This is a genomic window from Acidimicrobiales bacterium (genome assembly GCA_025455885.1).
Classification (GTDB): Bacteria; Actinomycetota; Acidimicrobiia; order Acidimicrobiales; family Acidimicrobilacustridaceae; genus Rhabdothermincola_A.
On record JALOLR010000011.1, the window covers coordinates 106605 to 124646 of the forward strand.

Annotated in this window: 11 protein-coding genes and 1 tRNA gene; 7 read left to right on the top strand and 5 right to left on the bottom strand. The window is 75.5% G+C overall.

The annotated features are described in order from the left end of the window. Nucleotides 1-13 precede the first annotated feature (13 nt). Together MUE36_11110 and MUE36_11115 are read right to left on the bottom strand one after the other, a co-directional pair. Nucleotides 14-1003 (bottom strand): TIGR03564 family F420-dependent LLM class oxidoreductase, encoded by a 990-nt coding sequence (locus MUE36_11110; GenBank protein MCU0311477.1) that lies wholly within the window; start codon nucleotides 1001-1003, stop codon nucleotides 14-16. Next, on the bottom strand, nucleotides 1000-3273 hold the full coding sequence (locus MUE36_11115) for a xanthine dehydrogenase family protein molybdopterin-binding subunit (protein ID MCU0311478.1): 2274 nt from the start codon (nucleotides 3271-3273) through the stop codon (nucleotides 1000-1002). Before MUE36_11115 ends, MUE36_11110 begins: the two co-directional genes overlap by 4 nt. Nucleotides 3274-3405: 132 nt before the next feature. Between MUE36_11115 and MUE36_11120 the strand changes: the two genes are divergently transcribed. The 3 genes from MUE36_11120 (at nucleotide 3406) to MUE36_11130 (ending at nucleotide 5828) form a co-directional block, all read left to right on the top strand. Beyond that, nucleotides 3406-3482, top strand: a tRNA-Thr gene (locus tag MUE36_11120). Between the two features lie 63 nt (nucleotides 3483-3545). Then, nucleotides 3546-5372 (top strand): hypothetical protein, encoded by a 1827-nt coding sequence (locus MUE36_11125; protein ID MCU0311479.1) that lies wholly within the window; start codon nucleotides 3546-3548, stop codon nucleotides 5370-5372. Nucleotides 5373-5450: 78 nt separating this feature from the next. Beyond that, a complete protein-coding gene (locus MUE36_11130; GenBank protein MCU0311480.1) occupies nucleotides 5451-5828 on the top strand; it encodes a hypothetical protein in 378 nt (125 codons plus the stop codon). Between the two features lie 57 nt (nucleotides 5829-5885). Here MUE36_11130 and MUE36_11135 read toward each other — a convergent pair whose 3' ends face one another. Next, a complete protein-coding gene (locus tag MUE36_11135; GenBank protein ID MCU0311481.1) occupies nucleotides 5886-6662 on the bottom strand; it encodes a hypothetical protein in 777 nt (258 codons plus the stop codon). Nucleotide 6663: 1 nt separating this feature from the next. Then, the gene (locus MUE36_11140; GenBank protein ID MCU0311482.1) at nucleotides 6664-11292 is read right to left on the bottom strand and encodes a DEAD/DEAH box helicase; all 4629 of its coding nucleotides are present in this window, start codon (nucleotides 11290-11292) and stop codon (nucleotides 6664-6666) included. Nucleotides 11293-11381: 89 nt separating this feature from the next. Between MUE36_11140 and MUE36_11145 the strand changes: the two genes are divergently transcribed. After that, nucleotides 11382-12053, top strand: a complete 672-nt coding sequence (locus tag MUE36_11145; GenBank protein ID MCU0311483.1) for a metal-dependent transcriptional regulator — start codon at nucleotides 11382-11384, stop codon at nucleotides 12051-12053. Nucleotides 12054-12176: 123 nt separating this feature from the next. On the opposite strand, the gene MUE36_11150 is transcribed toward MUE36_11145, so the two are convergent. Then, nucleotides 12177-14342 (bottom strand): AAA family ATPase, encoded by a 2166-nt coding sequence (locus MUE36_11150; protein ID MCU0311484.1) that lies wholly within the window; start codon nucleotides 14340-14342, stop codon nucleotides 12177-12179. 162 nt (nucleotides 14343-14504) lie between these two features. Between MUE36_11150 and hemE the strand changes: the two genes are divergently transcribed. From hemE to hemG, 3 genes are read left to right on the top strand one after another with little or no spacing between them, the layout of a single operon-like run. Next, nucleotides 14505-15563 carry a uroporphyrinogen decarboxylase gene (hemE, locus tag MUE36_11155; protein MCU0311485.1) on the top strand — a complete coding sequence of 353 codons (1059 nt, stop codon included), beginning with the start codon at nucleotides 14505-14507 and terminating at the stop codon, nucleotides 15561-15563. 28 nt (nucleotides 15564-15591) lie between these two features. Continuing rightward, on the top strand, nucleotides 15592-16524 hold the full coding sequence (gene hemH / locus MUE36_11160; protein ID MCU0311486.1) for a ferrochelatase: 933 nt from the start codon (nucleotides 15592-15594) through the stop codon (nucleotides 16522-16524). Beyond that, a complete protein-coding gene (hemG, locus tag MUE36_11165) occupies nucleotides 16511-17947 on the top strand; it encodes a protoporphyrinogen oxidase (GenBank protein MCU0311487.1) in 1437 nt (478 codons plus the stop codon). Before hemH ends, hemG begins: the two co-directional genes overlap by 14 nt. Nucleotides 17948-18042 lie beyond the last annotated feature (95 nt).

The following is an 18042-nucleotide window of genomic DNA, read 5'->3' on the forward strand; positions in this document are numbered from 1 at the left end:
GGGTCAGCCAGGGTCAGCCGCGGGCCAGCTCGGCGAGGAGCGCGAGCGTGCGGTCGTGGCCGGCGGTGCGCTCCTCGGGGGTGTCGCCGACGCCGAACGTCATCGCCGCGAGGTCGGTGACGCCGGCGTTCGCGTAGGAGCGGATGCGGTCGGCGACCTGCTCCTCGGTCCCGACGATGGCCACCTGTTCGGGGGCGCCGGTCTCGCCGAGCGCCAGGACCCGGGCGTAGGTCGGGATCTCGCGGTACATGGCGTAGCGGCGTGCCGCGACCGACAGGCCCTCGTCGCGGTCGGAGCACACCGTGACGGGGAGCCCCGCCACCACCCGCGGGGTGGGCCGGCCGGCCGCCTCGGCGGCCGCCGCCAGGCGGGGCAGCACGTGGGTGGCGTGGGCCCGTTCGTCGCACATCCACGTGATCGTGCCGGCGGTGCGCTCGCCGGCCAGGCGCAGCATCAGCGGGGCCAGCGCGGCGAGGAAGATCGGCACCTCGGTGGCCCCGGGGACGTCGAGCAGCGACTCGACCGGGTAGAGGTCGCCGTCGTGGTGCACGCGGCCGCCCAGCGGTCCGGCGGCCCCGGAGAGCACCTCGGCCTGGGCGGCGTTGGCCGCCTCGAGGACCTCCACGTACTCGCGCACGTGGTGGATCACGCCCTCGTAGCTGGCGCCGTACCAGCCCTCGGCCACGCTGCGGTGGCTCGGGCCGATGCCGAGGGCCAGGCGCCCCCCGCACGCCGCCTGGGTGGTGAGGGCGTGCTGGGCGAGGCCGTAGGGGTGGTGCGACCAGGTGGGCACCACGGCGGTGCCGAGCTCGATGCGGTGCGTGGCCCGACCGGCGAGGGCCAGCACGGTGAGGGCGTCGAGGCTCCAGGGGATGTGGGGCACCCAGCCGGTGGCCAGGCCCTGCTGTTCGGCCCACACCACCCGGTCGACGACGGCGTCGATGTCCGACCCTCCCGGACCGGTCTCGGCGACGAACAGCCCGATCCGCATCGGCGGGCTCACGCGTCGCGGATGGCCCGCCACACCCTCTCGGGGGTGAGGGGCATGTCGAGGTGGCGGACGCCGAACGGGGCGAGGGCGTCGACCACCGCGTTCTGCACCGCCGGCGTCGAGCCGATCGTCCCCGACTCGCCGATGCCCTTCGCCCCCAACGGGTTCATCGGTGTGGGGGTCTCCATCGCCACCCGCTCGAACATCGGCAGCTCGGCGGCCGACGGCATGGCGTAGTCGACGAGGGTGGCGGTGAGCGGGTTGCCGTCGGCGTCGTAGCGGACCTCCTCGAACAGCGCCTGGGCGACGCCCTGGGCGAGGCCGCCGTGCACCTGGCCGTCGACCACGAGCGGGTTCAGGATCGTGCCGGCGTCGTCGCACGCCACGATGCGTTCGAGCGTCACCGCGCCGGTCTCGGTGTCCACCTCGACGACCGCGACGTGGGCGCCGAACGGGAACGTGGGCCCCTCGGCGGTGAAGTCGGCGACCGCGAAGAGCGGGCCGACGGCGCCGGCACCGGTGTCGGGGTGGGCGGTGGCGGCCAGAGCCGCCCAGTCGACGGTGACCGCCGGGGTGCCGACGACGTGGAAGACGCCCCGGTCCGGGTCGATCACCACATCGGTGGGGGCGGCCTCGAGCAGCTCGGCGGCCCGTTCGCGGGCCAGCATCACCAGCTTGGCGGAGGCGTCGTCGACCGCCGCCCCGGCGAGCTGGGCGGAGCGGGAGCCGCCCGTGACCTCGCCGCGGGGGACGACGTCGGTGTCGCCGTAGACGACCTCGATGCGGTCGAGGGGGAGGCCGGTGCGCTCGGCGACGAGCATGGCCCACGAGGTGACGTGGCCCTGGCCGTACGGGTTCGAGCCGGTGACCACGAGCACCGAGCCGTCGGGGCGCAGCTCGACCGATCCGAACTCATCGCCTCCGGACATGGCGGTGATCTCGACGTAGCAGGCGATGCCGATGCCCATCAGCACGGGGTCGCCGGCGGCCCGTCGCCGGGCCTGCTCGGCCCGTAGCGCCGGGTAGTCGGAGGCGGCCAACGCCCGCTCGAGGGCACCCCCGTAGTCGCCGCTGTCGTACACCGTGCCGGTGGCGGTGCGGTAGGGGAAGGCGTCGGCGGGGACGAGGTTGGTCCGGCGCACGTCGGCGGGGTCGAGCCCGGCCTCGGCGGCGAAGAGGTCGACAGCGCGTTCCAGCGCGGCGGCGGCCTCGGGGCGTCCCGCCCCCCGGTAGGCGCCCGTCGGGGTGGTGGTGGTGACCACCGACCGGGCGTTCACCTCCACCGCTCCGATGTCGTAGACGCCGCTGGCCATGACCCGGGTGGCGAAGGGGAGCACGGCGCCCATGTTGGGGTAGCCGCCGCCGTCCTGGAGCACGTCGATGCGGTAGGCCTCGAACCGCCCGTCGGCGCGGCCGCCGAGGGTGACGCGCTGCACCTGGCCCCGGCCGTGGCCCATGCCGACGAGGTTCTCCGAGCGGGTCTCGCTCCAGCGCACGGGGCGGGCGAGGCGCCGGGAGAGCTCGCCGAGGAGCAGCGCCTCGGGGCCGGCCTGGGCCTTGGCCCCGAAGCCCCCGCCGACGTCGGGGCACACGACGCGCACCCGGCTCGGGTCGAGGCCGTAGAGCTCGGCCAGTGCGGCGCGCACCGGGTGCGGGCCCTGGCAGCCGATCTCGAGCACCAGGCGGTCGTCGTCGTCCCACCACGCCAGGGCGGTGCGGGTCTCGATGGGCGCCGGCGCCACCCGCTGGTTCACGGTCCGGAGGCTGACCACCACCTCGCAGTCGTCGAACGACACAGGGTCGCCGTGGTGCGCGATGGCCATCGCCACGTTGGTCCCCGCGCCGGGGAAGAGCACGGGGGCGTCGTCGCCGGCTGCCGCCTCCACGTCGACGAGCGCCTCGAGCGGCTCGAGGTCGACGACCACGAGCTCGGCGGCGTCGATCGCCGCGGCCCGGGTGTCGGCCACGACGGCGGCGATCGGGTCCCCGACGAAGCGCACGGTGTCGGTGGCGAGCACGGGGCGGGGCATGTCCTGGTTGACGATGCCGATCGGCAGGAGGGCCGGGAGGTCGAGGTCGGCGGCGGTGACCACGGCCAGCACCCCGGGGGCGGCGGCCGCCTCGGTGGTGTCGACGGCCACCACCCGTGCGTGGGCGATCGTGGACCGCACGTAGACGACGTGGGCCGCGTCGGGCGAGGCGATGTCGTCGACGTAGGTGCCGCCCGCCGTCAGGAGGGCGGGGTCCTCCCTGCGCAGGACCCGGTGTCCGAGGATGCTCACCGCGGCGACGGTACCCGCCCGCCGGCTCCGCCGCCGGGGCGACGCCCCTGCGCCGGTCGGACGGTGGCCGGTCGCCGTGGCCCGGGTCCCTCCTAGGATCGTCGGGCGCGTCGTCCTCACCGAGGGCCGCCGGCCCGAGTAGCTCAGCTGGTCAGAGCACCTGTCTTGTAAACAGGGGGTCCAGGGTTCGAATCCCTGCTCGGGCTCCAGGGAGCGGGAACCGCCGGTCGGCGGTGGGTCGACCGGCCGTCGGGCTGGCCTACGGTGGCGCGGTGGCCGGTGACGTCGCCAGGGGCGGGCTCGACGGGGACCGCCCCACGGTCCGGGGTGCCGGCACCCGGGACCCGCGGGACCCCGGCCCTCGATGGTGGCGGCCCGGCCTCGGCGACGACTGCTGGGGGTGGGTCCCGGTGCTGGTCGCGGTGGGGTTCGCCGTGGCCACGGTGGCGGCGCTGCGCAGCTCGTGGTCGGTGACCAGCGACGCGGCGATCTTCCTGACCCGGGTCCTCGACGCCCCCGGCGACCCGCCCCTCGTCGGGGTGTACAGCCGCTTCGGCTGGTACCACCCCGGCCCCGCGCTGGCCTGGTGGTTCCTCCTGCCCTCGTGGGTGTCGGGAGGCGCCCCGGCGGTCGCGCTCGCCGCCGGCATGGTGCTGAAGGGCGCGGCGGCCGTCGCCGCCACGGTCCTGGCCGGACGGCGCGCCGGGCTCGCGGGGGCGGCCCTGGCGGCGGTGGTGGCGTCGGTGCTGCTGGTGACCATGCCCGACACGCCGTACACGATCTGGAACCCGACCGTCGTGGTGCTGGTCTTCCTGTGCGTGGTCGTCTCGGCGTGGTCGCTGGCCGTCGGCGACCGGTGGGCCCCGGCCGTGCTGGTGGTGAGCGGCTCGATCTGCGCACAGGCCCACGTCGGCTACCTGCCGCTCGTCGTCGCCGTCGCCGCGTTCGCCACGCTGGTCGTGGTGGTGGTCGAACGGCGGGGCGCGGCGCCCGGTCCGGGGTGGCGGGTTCCGCTGTCGGTCGCCGCCGCGCTCGGCGCGGCGCTGTGGGCGCCGGTGGTGATCGACCAGGTGACCGGCACCGGGAACCTCGGCGCGCTCGTGGAGTACTTCGTCGGCGGGGACGACCCGACCCTCGGGATGGCGGACGCCCTCGGGCTGGTGGCCCGCTCGTACGTCCCGTGGGGGCCGTGGGCGGGAGGACCGGAGCCGATCGGACTGCTGGGGGACCTCCGCGGCGCCCCGTGGTGGTGGGTGGTGCTGCCCGCCGGGGCCCTCGCCGCCTCGGGTCTGTTCGCCTGGTGGCGGCGCGACCGGGTGGTCGCTGCGCTCGCCGCCGTGGTGGCGGTCGCCGCCGTGGCCGGGCTGGTGACCCTGGCCTCGCTGTCCGACGTCGCCTACCCGTACCTCTACCCGTGGTCACGGGTGGTGGGGGCCATGGTCTGGTTCACCGTCGCGCTCGTCCTGGTGCGTGCCGTCGTCGTGCTGCGGCCCGGCTGGGCCGGCGCCGCACGGGGGGCGGCCGCCGGCGCCGCGGTGGTGGCGGTGGTGGTCGCCGTGGCCGTGGTTCCCGGGGCCGACCGGCCCGAGCCGGTGCTGTCGGACGCGGTGGCGGGACTGCTGCCCGCCGCCGAGGCGGTCACCCGGCCTGGCCAGACGGTGGCGATGACCTTCACCGAACCGTTCCCGGGCGTGGCCGAGGGGCTCGTCTACGAGCTCGAACGCCTCGATCGCCGGGTCACGGTGCCCTTCGACGCCGAGTTCACCTGGAGCGGGACCCGCGGCGGCGACCCTGACTCGGCCGATGAGCACCTGGCGGTCGCCACCGGCGACGCCATCGCCGGGTTCGCCGCCGACCCCGGGTGGGAGGAGGTGGCCCGATTCGACCCGCTGGGTCCGGCCGAGCGCGCCGAGTACGAACGCCTCCAGGCGTCGCTGGAGGCCCGCCTCGAGGCCACCGCGCCGGCCGGGGTGGCCGACTTCCTGGACAGCGCCCCGCAGCTCTTCGTCGACGACCCGAACCTCGACAGCGGTGACCTGGCCCGGTTCGTCGAGCTCCACCCTCGCCGCCAGGTGTTCGTTCTCTACCGGGCCCGCTGACCGGGTCGAGGCGGACGAGCCGCGGGGTCGTCGGCGGCGGCGCGGCGCGGACGGTCGCCCGGTGCGACACTGGCACCGATGACCTCTTGCGTCTGGTTCCGAGGGCTGATCCGTCCGCTGGTCGTCGCCGCCCTCGTGGCGCTCGGTCTCCTCGGGGTGCCCGCCTGCGCCCAGTCCTCCCTGCCCTCGAGCTTCGAGCGCACCGTCACCAACCTGCGCATCGCCGACGACGACGTGACCGTGTCGGCCGACGCGATGGGCAACTCCTGTGAGACGCCGAAGCTGTTGAAGGTGCGCGAGGCGGCCGACGAGGTCGTCGTGACCGTGCTGATCGAGCAGGAGGGCGACATCTGCCAGGACATCGCCCTCATCACCCCGATGACGGCGGTGATCGGCGAGCCCCTCGACGGCCGTGCCCTCGTGTCGCGCTGCCCCGAGGGCGTGGAGTGCCGCTGAGCGGTGGGGTGCTGTGCGGTCGGGTGCCGTGCGGTCGGGTGTCGGCCGGCCGGGCGTTCAGGGGGCGGGCTGGCAGCGGGGGCACCAGTAGGTGCTGCGGGCCTGCGGGCCGGTGACCGCCCGCTCGATCGGCGTGGCGCAGCGCCGGCAGGGCTCACCCCGGCGCCCGTAGACGGCGAGCGACCCCGGCGGTCCGGTCACGGTGGTGCGGGACGTGGTGGTGAGGTTGGCCTGCAGGAGGCGGGCGGCGGTGGCCACGATGCGGTCGCGGGCGTCGGGGGTCACCGACCCGATCGGGGTGAGCGGGTGCACGCCCTCGGCGAAGGCCACCTCGCTCTTGTAGACGTTTCCCACCCCGCAGCACACGCGTTGGTCGAGCAGCACCTCGGCCAACGCCGTCGTGGGGTCGAGGCGCCCCATCCGCCGCACCGCCTCGTCGAGGTCGGCGTCCGAGCGGCACAGGTCGGGGCCGAGGTGGCCGGTGCGGGGGGCCCGGACCCACTCGACCACCGGGGCGGAGAAGCACACCGCCACCCAGCCCGGGTCGCCGTCGACCTCCACGAGCGCCCGCACCTGCCTCGCCGGACGCTGCCACGCCTCGCCCGGGCGGTACAGGTGCCAGCTCCCGGTCATCCGCATGTGCGACTGGAGGATCCAGCCGTCGCTGAACGCGATCAGGAGGTGCTTGCCCCGGGCCTCGACGGACTCGATCACGCTGCCCGGGGCCGCACCCGACCGGGCCGAGCGGGTGGCCTCGGCGCGGCGGACGGTGCGTTCGACCAGCGCCGGTCGGAGGCGGGCGGCGGTCCGGTGGATGGTGTCGCCCTCGGGCACGTCAGCGGGCTCGGAGGGTGAGGCCGCGATAGCCGTCGGCGAACCCGGCGGCGCGCAGCACGTCGGCGAGCGGAGACTCGTTCGCCGGCTCACCGTCGATGCGGGTGATCTCCAGCCGTCCCAGCCGGCCGTCCTTCACGAGGGCGACGAGCGCGTCGGCCCAGTGGGAGCGGTGGTGGGCGGCGGGGAACGACGTGAGGCTGCGCCCGCCCCGTTCGAGGTGCACCACGGCCTCCCCGGCGGCCAGCACGACGAACGCTCCTGCGGCCCGCGCCGGGCGTCCGACCGACGCCGGCCAGGGCAGGGTGGCGCCGTAGGGCTGAGCCGGATCGGTGGCGGCCAGCGCGACGGCCACCAGGTCGCCCTCGGCGGCCTCGCGGGCCGACCGCAGGCGATCGACGGCCCCGGGCAGGGCGAACTGGGCTGCGCCGAGCCCCGACACGAAGTAGCCCCGACGCACCTGCCCCCGCTCCTCGAGTGCCTTGAGGACCGAGTAGACGGCGGCGAACCCGCCGTCGACGCCCTCGGCGAGCACGGCCTCGCGGGTGAGGACGCCGTGGCGCTCGAGGAGCTGGAGGGCGGTGGCGTGGGCCATCTCGGTCGGTGACGGCGTCGGCGCCAGGAGGGGTTCCACGAGTGACCACCGTCCGGCCCCCGCCGGGGGGCCGAGCCGATCGAGCGACCCGGGGGAGGGGCGGCCCAGGTTGGGCCGGCGGGCGGCCAGGTGCCCCGCTGCCCGTCGTCCGCCACGGGCCGGTCGGCGGGTCCCGCCCGCCGTGCGCCGCCCGCCCGACGCGACCAGGGCCCGGAGGGGGCCCAGCGAGTCGTTGGTGACCAACCCCGCCCACACCAGCTCCCACAGCGCGTGGAGCAGCGTCGGGTCGTCGTAGGGCTGACCGGCCGCCTGGCTGGCGGCGGCGAGGTCGGGCCAGAACGACGCCCCCCGGTCGCGGAGGTGCGCGTGCAGGGCGGCGCGCACCGCGCGGGCCGGATCGGCGTCGTCGTCGGCGTCCCCGTCGTCGCCGGCGTCGCCGCCCGACACCCCGACGGTCATGGGGTCGGGGACGGGCACGAGCAGGCCCGCCTGGTCGCGGAACAACAGGCGCACCCGCCCGTCGGCGGCCCCCACCGCCCCGGCGCCGACCCACACCACGTCGCCGGCGGTCATGAGGGCGTCGAGGTCGGCTGGTCGGTAGTCGGGCACCCGGGACCTCAACACGTCGGTCTCGAGCACCGAGGCCGGCACCGGTGCCCCCTGCAGCACGCCGACGGCGTCGACCAGTGCGTCGAGACCCCGACGGGTGGACCCCACCCCCTGCCACGACGGCAGGAAGCGGGCCAGGGCGGCCCCCTCGACGGGCTCGACCTCCTGGCGCAGCGCGGCCAACGAGCGGCGCCGGAGCTGGCGCAACACGTCGTCGTCGACCCATTCCCGCTCGACCCCGTCGGGGCGGAACTCCCCCCGCACGACCCGCCCTTCGGCCTCGAGGCGCTCGAGCACGGCCCCGACCCGGTCGCCGCTCGTGCCGTACCGGCCGGCCACCTGATGGGTGACGAATGGGCCGTGGGTGCGGGCGAAGCGGGCCACCAGGTCGCCGAGGGGGTCGGCCACCGGATCGGTGAAGGCCGCCGGGAGCCCCGGCGGGAGGGCCACACCGAGGGCGTCGCGGAGCCGGGCGGCGTCCTCGGTGGCGGCGAGGCGCTCCTCCCCGGCGACGGTGACGACGATCGCCCGGCGGGTCTCGACCAGCTCGGCGAGCCACTCGCCGACCGCCGCCTCGCCGCGGCCGTCGGCGGGGTCGCTGCGGGCCTCGACCTCCCAGCGCGACAGCGGCCCGAGCACCCGCAACAGGTCGTGGGCCTCGTCGGCGTCGCGCGCCCGTCGCCCGTCGGTGAGCCGCTGCAGCTCGAGCTCGAGGTCGGCGAGCACGGCCGGGTCGAGCAGGTCGCGCAGCTCCTCGGCGCCGAGCAGTTCGCGCAGCAGGTCGCGGTCGAGGGCGAGCGCCGCCGCCCGCCGCTCCGCCAGGGGGGCGTCGCCGCCGTACATGTACACGGCGATCCAGCCGAAGAGCAGCGACTGGGCGAAGGGCGACGCCTTCGGGGTGTCGACGGCGACCACCTTCACCTTCCGCGACCGCAGATCGGTGAGCACCTCGCGCAGCGCGGGCAGGTCGAACACGTCGTTCAGACACTCGCGGGTCGTCTCGAGCAGGATCGGGAAGTCGGGGTAGCGGACGGCAACGGTGAGCAGGTCGGCGGCGCGCTGGCGCTGCTGCCACAGCGGGGTGCGCCGGTCGGGTCGGCGCCGGGGGAGCAGCAGGGCGCGAGCCGCGCACTCCCGGAAGCGGCCGGCGAACATGGCCGTCTGGGGGAGCTGGGCGATGACGAGCTCGTCGATCTCGGCGGGGTCGATGGACAGCTCGTCGACCGGGAAGGTGTCGATGGCCTCGGGCAGGCGCAGCACGATGCCGTCGTCGCTCCAGAGCAGCTCGACGTCGACGCCCCACCGCTCGGCGAGGCGGGCCTGCAGCGCCATGCCCCAGGGGGCGTGCACCTGCGCGCCGAAGGGGGTGTGCACGCACACCCGCCAGTCGCCGATCTCGTCGCGGAAGCGCTCGACCACGACCGTTCGGTCGTCGGGCACGACCCCGTCGCAGGCCTCGGCCTGCTCGTCGAGGTAGGCGAGCAGGTTCGACGCCGCCAGCGGGTCGAGCCGGTGGCGCTCGTGGAGCACGGCGGTGGCCTCGTCGACGGGCAGCGACCGCACCGTGCGCACGAACGCGCCCAGGGCCCGGCCCAGCTCCAGGGGCCGGCCGGGGCCGTCGCCGTGCCAGAACGGCATCTTGCCGGGCTGACCGGGCGCCGGCGTGACGACCACGCGCTCGTGGGTGATGTCCTCGATGCGCCACGTGGACGCGCCGAGCAGGAAGGTCTCGCCCGGTCGGCTCTCGTACACCATCTCCTCGTCGAGCTCGCCGACCCGGGTGCCGTCGGGGAGGAACACCCCGAACAGCCCCCGGTCGACGATGGTGCCCCCGCTGGTGACCGCCAGGCGCTGCGCCCCCGCCCGGGCCCGGACCACCTCATCGATGCGGTCCCACACGACCCGGGGCCGCAGCTCGGCGAACTCCTCGCTCGGGTAGCGCCCGGCGAGCAGGTCGAGCACGTTGGCCATCACGTCGTCGCCCAGCTCGGCGAAGTTCGCCGACGAACGGACGAGGCGGGTCAGGTCGGTGACGGTCCAGTCGTCCATGGCCACCATGGCGACGATCTGCTGGGCGAGCACGTCGAGCGGGTTGCGGGGGTAGCGGGTGTGCTCGATGAGCCCCTGTTGCATGCGGTCGACGACGACCGCCGTCTCGATGAGGTCGTTGCGGTGCTTGGGGAAGAACGTGCCCCGACTGGGTTCGCCGACCTGGTGACCGGCCCGGCCCACCCGCTGCAGGCCGCGGCTGACGGCCCCCGGCGACTCGACCTGCACCACCAGGTCGACCGCTCCCATGTCGATGCCCAGCTCGAGCGAGCTGGTGGCCACCAGGCCCTTGAGCTCGCCGCGCTTGAGGCGGTCCTCGATCATCAGCCGTCGTTCCCGGCTCAGCGACCCGTGGTGCGCCATCACCAGCTCGTCGCCGTCGGCCGCGCCCGTGCCCTGGTTCTCCCCGGCACGGTTGGACCCCTCGACGTGCAACTCGTTGAGTCGGGCGGCCAGGCGCTCGGCCAGACGGCGGGCGTTGACGAAGATGATGGTGCTGCGGTGCTGCTCGACCAGGTCGAGGAGCCGGGGGTGCATCGACGGCCAGATGCTGCGGCGCACCGGGCCTGCGGCGGCGGGTCCGCTCACCGGTTCGGCGAGCTCCTCTCCGAGGGCCCCCATGTCCTCGACGGGCACCACCACCTCGATCTCGAGGGGTTTGCGCACCCCGGCGTCGACGATGGTCACCGGGCGGGGACGTCCGGTGGCGCCGTCGTGGCCCCCGAGGAAGCGGGCGATCTCGTCGAGCGGGCGTTGCGTGGCCGAGAGCCCGATGCGCTGCACCGGGCGGTCGGTGACGGCGTCGAGTCGCTCCAGCGTGAGCGACAGGTGCGCCCCCCGCTTGGTGGGGGCCACGGCGTGGATCTCGTCGATGATCACCGCCTCGACGCCGCGGAGGGTCTCGCGGGCCTGGGAGGTGAGCATCAGGTACAGCGACTCGGGGGTGGTGATCAGCAGGTCGGGCGGGTGGCGCAGCATGCGGCGCCGCTCGTCGGCGGGCGTGTCGCCGGTGCGCATGGCGACCGTGGGGAGGGTGAAGGGGTGGCCGAGCCGTTCGGCGGCGAGGGCGATGCCGGCCAGGGGGCTGCGCAGGTTCTTCTCGACGTCGACGGCGAGGGCCCGCAGCGGCGACACGTAGACCAGCCGGGTGCGGCGCTCGCGGTCCTCGGGCACGGGCTCGGTCACGAGCCGGTCGAGGCCCCACAGGAACGCGGCGAGGGTCTTGCCCGAGCCGGTGGGGGCCAGGACCAACGTGTGGGCGCCCTCGGCGACGGCCGGCCAGCCCTGGGCCTGGGGCGGGGTGGGCTCGGCGAAGGTGGTGGAGAACCAGGCGCGGACCGGTTCGGAGAACGCGGCGAGCGCGGGATCCGACGGCACCCGGTCACGCTACCGAGGGCCTGGGACGGCGCCGCCGGTCGGTCCTCCGCCGAGGCAGGACGGGGGGAGCCGTCGTACACTCGACGTCCATGGCTCCCCCTGCGACGCGCGAGTGGCACCCGGCCTTCGAGGAGTACTGCGAGACCATCTTCGAGTTGCGCGAGGACGACCTCGACGTCATCCAGGCCCGGGTGGCCGAACGCCTCGACGTGTCCCGCCCGGCGGTGTCGGAGATGATCCGGCGGATGGAGAAGGCGGGTCTGATCACGGTCGACGCCGGTGCCATCCGGCTGACGGCGAGCGGCACCGAACTCGCCGAGTCCGTCGTGCGGCGCCACCGCCTCGCCGAGCGGTTCCTCACCGACATCCTGGGGCTGTCCTGGGCCGACGCGCACGTCGAGGCCGGGCGTTGGGAGCACGTCATCTCCCCCACGGTCGAGGTGGCCATGAGCCGGGTGCTCGGCGATCCGACCACCTGCCCGCACGGCAACCCGATCCCGGGCAGCGGCTACGCCGCGCCCGACGCCGTCAGCCTGGACAGCCTCGCCGTCGGGAGCGCGTTCACGGTGTCGAGGATCCCCGAGGAGCTCGAGTTCGCCCCCGGCATCCTCGACTTCCTCGAGTCGTCGTCCCTCCTCCCGGGCCACGACGGCGTCGTCACCGCGGCGTCGCCCGACGGCACCACCACCGTGGAGATCGACGGCCAGCACGTGGGCATCGGCGCCTTCGCGAGCGGCCGCATCCTCGTCACCGCCCGCTGACCGTCGCTCGCTGACCTTCGCTCGCTGACCTTCGCTCGCTGACCGTCGCCTGTTGCGCCCGGCTGCTCCGCCTCGACTCAACAGTTCGGGGGTCGGGGTTCGGGTTCGGGTCGAGAGCCGGGTTCAGGGCTCGGCGAGGCACTGTGGCAGCGCGGCCTCGTGGACCACGGCCAAGCGCTTCGTGGCCCGGGTGAGCGCCACGTAGAGAGCCCGCTCCCCCTGGGCCTCCTCGTCGACGATCCGGGCGGGCTCGACGACCACCGCGGCGTCGACCTCGAGCCCCTTCACCAGTCCGACCTCGACCACGGTGACCTGCTGGTCGAGCCCGCTGCGGGTGGCCCGGCCGAAGGGGACCTCGGCGGCGGCGAGGCCGGCGCACACCGCCTCGACCAGCGACCCGGGGCAGATCACCGCCACCTGCCCGGGGTCGACCGCCCGGCGCTCGGCCAGGGTGGCGGCCACCGCGGCGGTGACGAGCTGGCCCGGCGGCGCAGGGATCACCACCGGCTCGGCGCCGTCCTCGCGCACCGAGCGGGGTGGGGTGATGTCCGGGGCGGCGTGGCGCAGCACCCGGGCGGCCAGGGCCATGATGGGCGCCGGGAGCCGGTAGCCGAGGGTGAGTTCGGCGCGACGCGGCGGGCGGCGGTCCGGGAGACGTTCGAGGATCTCGTCCCACGAGGCGTGGGCCCACTGCCCGGTGGCCTGGGCGATGTCGCCCACGATGGTCATGGACCCGTTGAGCGAGCGGCGCTCGAGCATGCGCAGCTGCATGGGGGAGAGGTCCTGGGCCTCGTCGACGACGATGTGGCCGTAGGTGCGGGTCTCGTCGTCGCCGCCCCCGCCCGTGCGTCCCCGCCTGGGCTTGGGGCCGAGGATGGCCCGGGCCTCGTCGAGCAGCGGGGCGTCGTCGTTGGTCCACGTCACCTCGGCCACGTGCTCGGACCGGGCCCGTTGCAGGGAACGCCACTCGTCGTCGTCGAGCAGGTCGCGCCCCGCGTGGCGGAGCAGGCCGGGAGCGCCGAAGAGGTCGTGGAGCAGCTGGGAGGGGGTGAGGACCGGCCACATCCACTCCAGGGCCTCGCGCACCGAGGGATCCCGGCGGAGACGGTCGCGCACCTCCGAGGCGGACAGCTCGCCCCGGCCCGACGCCGCCAGCTCGGCGAACACCTCGGTCTCGACGAAGCGACGCCCGGCGTTGTGGCGCCGGTACCGCCGCCGGGCCTCCTGCACGATGCGGGCGCTGCGGTCGCGGCGCAGCACGAGGCGCTGGAGCCCGTAGCCCACCTGCAGGTCGCGGCGCAGGGGCTGCTCGCGGTCGGTGACGGCTCGGGCCAGGAACCGCGTCATGCGGGGGTCGCCCTTCACTCGGGCGGTGAGGCCCCGGTCGTAGCCCTGGATGCGGCCCTCGGGGACCAGGTCGGCGAGCACCGCGAGCTCGACTCCGGCCTCGCCGAGCGACGGCAGCACCTGCTCGATGTAGCCGAGGAAGAGCCGGTTCGGCCCGATCACCAGCACCCCCTGGCCCTCGAGCGGGAACCGGTGGGTGTAGAGCAGGTAGGCGGCCCGGTGCAGGGCCACCACCGTCTTGCCGGTGCCCGGCCCTCCCTGCACCACCAGCACGCCGGGCAGCGCCCCCCGGATGATCTCGTCCTGCTCACCCTGGATGGTGGCGACGATGTCGCCGAGTCGCCCGGTGCGGGCCGTCTCCAGCGCGGTGAACAGCGCGCCCTGCCCGGTGATCTCGGGACGGTCGGCCGACGGGTCGTCGGCGGCGATGCCGAACTGGGCCAGCGCGTCGCCGAACAGCTCGTCCTCGATCCCGAGCAGCGTCCGACCCCGGGTGGCGAAGTGGCGGCGCCGGGCGAGGCCCATCGGCTCCCGGCCGGTGGCGCGGTAGAAGGGCTCGGCCACCGGGGCCCGCCAGTCGACGATGACCGGTTCCTGGTCCTCGTCGCTCACCGCGATGCGCCCGATGTAGAAGCTCTCGACCGGCGCGGCCCCGTCGCCGCCCCCGTCATGGCCCCCGGGGCCGTCGGTGCCTCCGACCCGGTCGTCGGGCCGGTCGATGCGCCCGAAGCACAGGGCGGCGTCGCCGAGCTGGAGCTGGTGGAGGCGGTTCACCACCGTGTCGATGATGACCTCGCGCTCGTAGCGGGCCTGCTCGGTGCCCCCCCGGCCCACCTCGACCATGGACGTGAGCTTCGTGGCCGCCTGACGGGTGGCCTCCAGACAGGCGTGGGCCCGGTCGAGGTAGGCCTGCTCGGCGGCGAGGTCGGGGTGGTTGGCCATCGGCATCGGTGCCGGCGGCGGCCGGCGGCGCTGGGTTCGGCCGGGGGCACAACGGCCTCCCGGGGGATCGGCCATCCTACCCACCGCGTGCCCCGTCAGCCCACCCCGGCGTCGCGGGCGTCGACCCCGGGCCGGTCCCGGTGTCGGCGGTAGGTTGGCCGGGTGCCGCCCGACGAGCCCCTCCCTCCGTTCCTCCGGGCCTGCCGTGGCGTCCCCGGCGGCCCGGGTGACCGCGTGCCGGTGTGGTTCATGCGCCAGGCCGGGCGTTCGTTGCCCGAGTACCGGGCCGTGCGCGGCGAGGGCAGCATCCTCGACGCCATCGCCGACCCCGAGCTCTCCGCCGAGATCACCCTCCAGCCGGTGCGGCGCTACGGGGTGGACGCCGCGATCCTCTACTCCGACATCGTCGTGCCGGTGCACGCCGTCGGTTTCGGCGTCGACGTCGCTCCCGGGGTCGGCCCGGTCGTCGAGCGGCCCTTCCGATCGGCCACCGACCTCGAGCGGCTGCGCCCCCTCGACCCCGAAGCCGACACCCCCTACGTCCTCGAGACCGTCCGCATCCTGCGCCGCGAGCTGTCGGTGCCGCTCATCGGGTTCGCCGGCGCCCCCTTCACCGTGGCCAGCTACCTGATCGAGGGCCGCCCCTCACGGACCTACGGACTCACCAAGGCGCTCATGCACGGCGACCCCGCCCTGTGGCACGCCCTCATGGACCGCCTCGTCGACCTCGCCTCGACCTCCCTGCGCTCCCAGGTCGACAACGGCGCGGCGGCGGTGCAGATCTTCGACAGCTGGGCGGGGGCGCTCAGCCCGCCCGTGTACCAGCAGTTCGTCCTCCCCCACAGCCGTCGGCTGTTCGACTCCGTGGCCGACCTCGGGGTGCCGCGCATCCACTTCGGGGTGGGCACCGGTGAGCTGCTCGGCCTCATGGCCGCGGCCGGCGCCGACGTCGTGGGCGTCGACTGGCGCGTCCCGATCGACCTCGCCCGCACCCGGGTGCCCGCCGGCGTGGCGCTGCAGGGCAACCTCGACCCGGCCCTGTGCCTCGCCCCCTGGGACGCGGTGGCCGAGGGCACGCGCGACGTGCTGACCCGCAACGCCGGCCACCCCGGCCACATCTTCAACCTCGGCCACGGGGTGCTCCCCGAGCTCGACCCGGAGGTGCTCGGACGGGTCGTCGACCTGGTCCACGCCGAGGGCCGCTGCGACGGGCCGACATGACCGACCGATCCCTCCCGGAGGACCCCTGATGGCCGCCGCCCCCCTCGGCCTGCTGGTCATGGCCTACGGCACGCCCCGCACGCCCGACGACGTCGAGGCCTACTACACCCACATCCGACGCGGTCGGCCACCCACCCCGGAGCTGCTCGCCGAGCTCGTCGGGCGCTACGACGCCATCGGCGGCATCTCCCCGTTGGCCGCGCTCACCGAGGCGCAGCGCAGCGCGCTCGCCGCCGCGCTCGAGGAGCGTCGCCCCGGTGGATGGATCGTGGCGCTCGGCCAGAAGCACGCTGCGCCGTTCATCGAGGACGGCGTCGCCGAGCTCGCCGCCGCCGGGTGCACCGACGTCGTCGGGCTCGTCCTGGCGCCGCACTACTCGGGGTTCAGCGTCGGCCAGTACCAGCAGCGGGCCGTCGACGCCGCCGCCGAGCACGGCGTCACGGTGCACCGCGTCGACACCTGGCACACCGAGCCCGCCTACCTCGACTTCCTGGCCGGGGCGGTGCGCGAGGCCCGCGCCGGGCTCCCCGAGCGCCACAAGGTGCTCTTCACCGCCCACTCCCTCCCGGAGCGGGTGCTCGCCGACGACCCCTACCCCGACCTGCTCCGCGAGAGCGCCGCGCTGGTCGCCGAACAGGTGGGCCTGCTCCCGTGGCCCGAGTGGGCGTTGGCGTGGCAGAGCGCAGGACGGACCCCCGAACCGTGGCGGGGCCCCGACGTCCTCGACGTCATCCGGGAGCTGGCCGCCACCGGCTCCGCCGACGGCGTGCTGGTGTGCGCGCAGGGCTTCACGGCCGACCATCTCGAGGTCCTCTACGACCTCGACATCGAGGCGGCCGGGGTGGCCGCCGACCTCGGTCTCGCCTTCGCCCGCACCCGCTCGCTGAACGCCGACCCGACGGTGATGGGCGCGCTGGCCGACCTCGTCGTCGCGACCGGGGAGCGCGGTGCCGAGCGCTGAGCCGGGCCGACGCCTCGTCGTCGTGGGGGCCGGCATCACCGGCCTGACCGCCGCCTTCACGGCGGCCACCCGGCACCCCGACTGGACGGTGACCCTCCTGGAGGCGTCCGGTCGGGTCGGCGGAAAGATCCTCACCGAGCCCTTCGCCGGCCGCCCGGTCGACTGCGGCGCCGACGCCTTCCTCGCCCGGGTGCCCGAAGCGATCGAGTTGTGCGAGGAGCTCGGCCTCGGGTCCGTGCTCACGTCACCGGCCCGGCGCTCGGCACTGGTGTTCGCCGGGGGGGCGCTGCGCCCGCTGCCCGACGGACTGGTGCTCGGCGTGCCGACCGACCTCGACGCCCTCGCGGACTCCGGGATCGTGAGCGACGACGGCGTCGAACGGGCCCGCCGTGACCTCACCACCACCGAATGGTTGCCCGACGAACCGGAGGGCGACGCCGAGGCCGACGGCGACGAGTCCGTCGGCGGCCTCGTCCGGCGGCGGATGGGCGACGAGGTCTTCGAGCGGTTGGTCGCCCCGCTCCTCTCGGGGGTGAACGCCGGCGACGCCGACCTCCTGAGCGTGGCGGCGGGCGCCGCCCAGCTGGGTGCCGCCGCCCGCACGGACCCGAGCCTGGTGGCCGGCCTCCGGGCCCAGGCCGAGCGGGCCCGTGCCGCCGGAGCCGATCCCGACGCCCCGGTCTTCAGGGGCATCCCGGTGGGCACCCAGACCCTCACCGACCTCTTGTTGGCCCGGCTCGTCGCCGGCGGAGTGGCCGTCCACCTGTCCTGTCCGGTGGAGGGCATCGAGCGTGGGGAGCCCGCCCCATGGCTGGTCCGCACCCCGTCGGGCCCGCTGGAGGCCGACGCCGTCGTGGTCACCGCGCCGGCACCGGTCGCCTCCCGGCTCGTCGCCCCGCACGCGCCGGCTGCGGGCGCGGGCCTCGCTGCGCTCGAGTACGCGTCGGTGGCCATGGTGACGATGGCCGTGCGCCGCCCCGACCTCGGTCGTCCGCTCGACGCGTCGGGGTTCCTCGTGGCGGCGGGGGAGCGTCTGGGCGCGCTGACGGCGTGCTCGTGGGCCTCGGCCAAGTGGGCGCACCTCGACGACCCCGATCTCGCCGTCCTGCGCGTCTCCGCGGGCCGTCACGGCGACACCGCCGCGCTCGCGCTCGACGACGACGAGCTGGTCCGGGTGCTCGTCGACGACCTGGCCACCACGATGGGCCTCGCCGGCGCCCCGGTCGAGGCCCGGGTGACACGGTGGGTCGACGCCCTGCCCCAGTTCCACCCCGGCCACCTGGGCCGCCTCCGGACCTGGCGGGGTGAGCTCGCCTCGGAGGCCTCCGGCCTCGTCGTCGCCGGTGCGGCCTGCGACGGCCTCGGCCTGCCCGCCTGCATCCGCCAGGGGCGGGCGGCGGTGGCGCAGGTGGCCGGCGGGTGAACGCACGGGGCCGCCGCCGGGGCGAACGGCCCGGATCAGCGGCGAATTCGGTCGATGACGTTGCGGTCGCGTCGCCGATCTGTAAAGATTCCGCA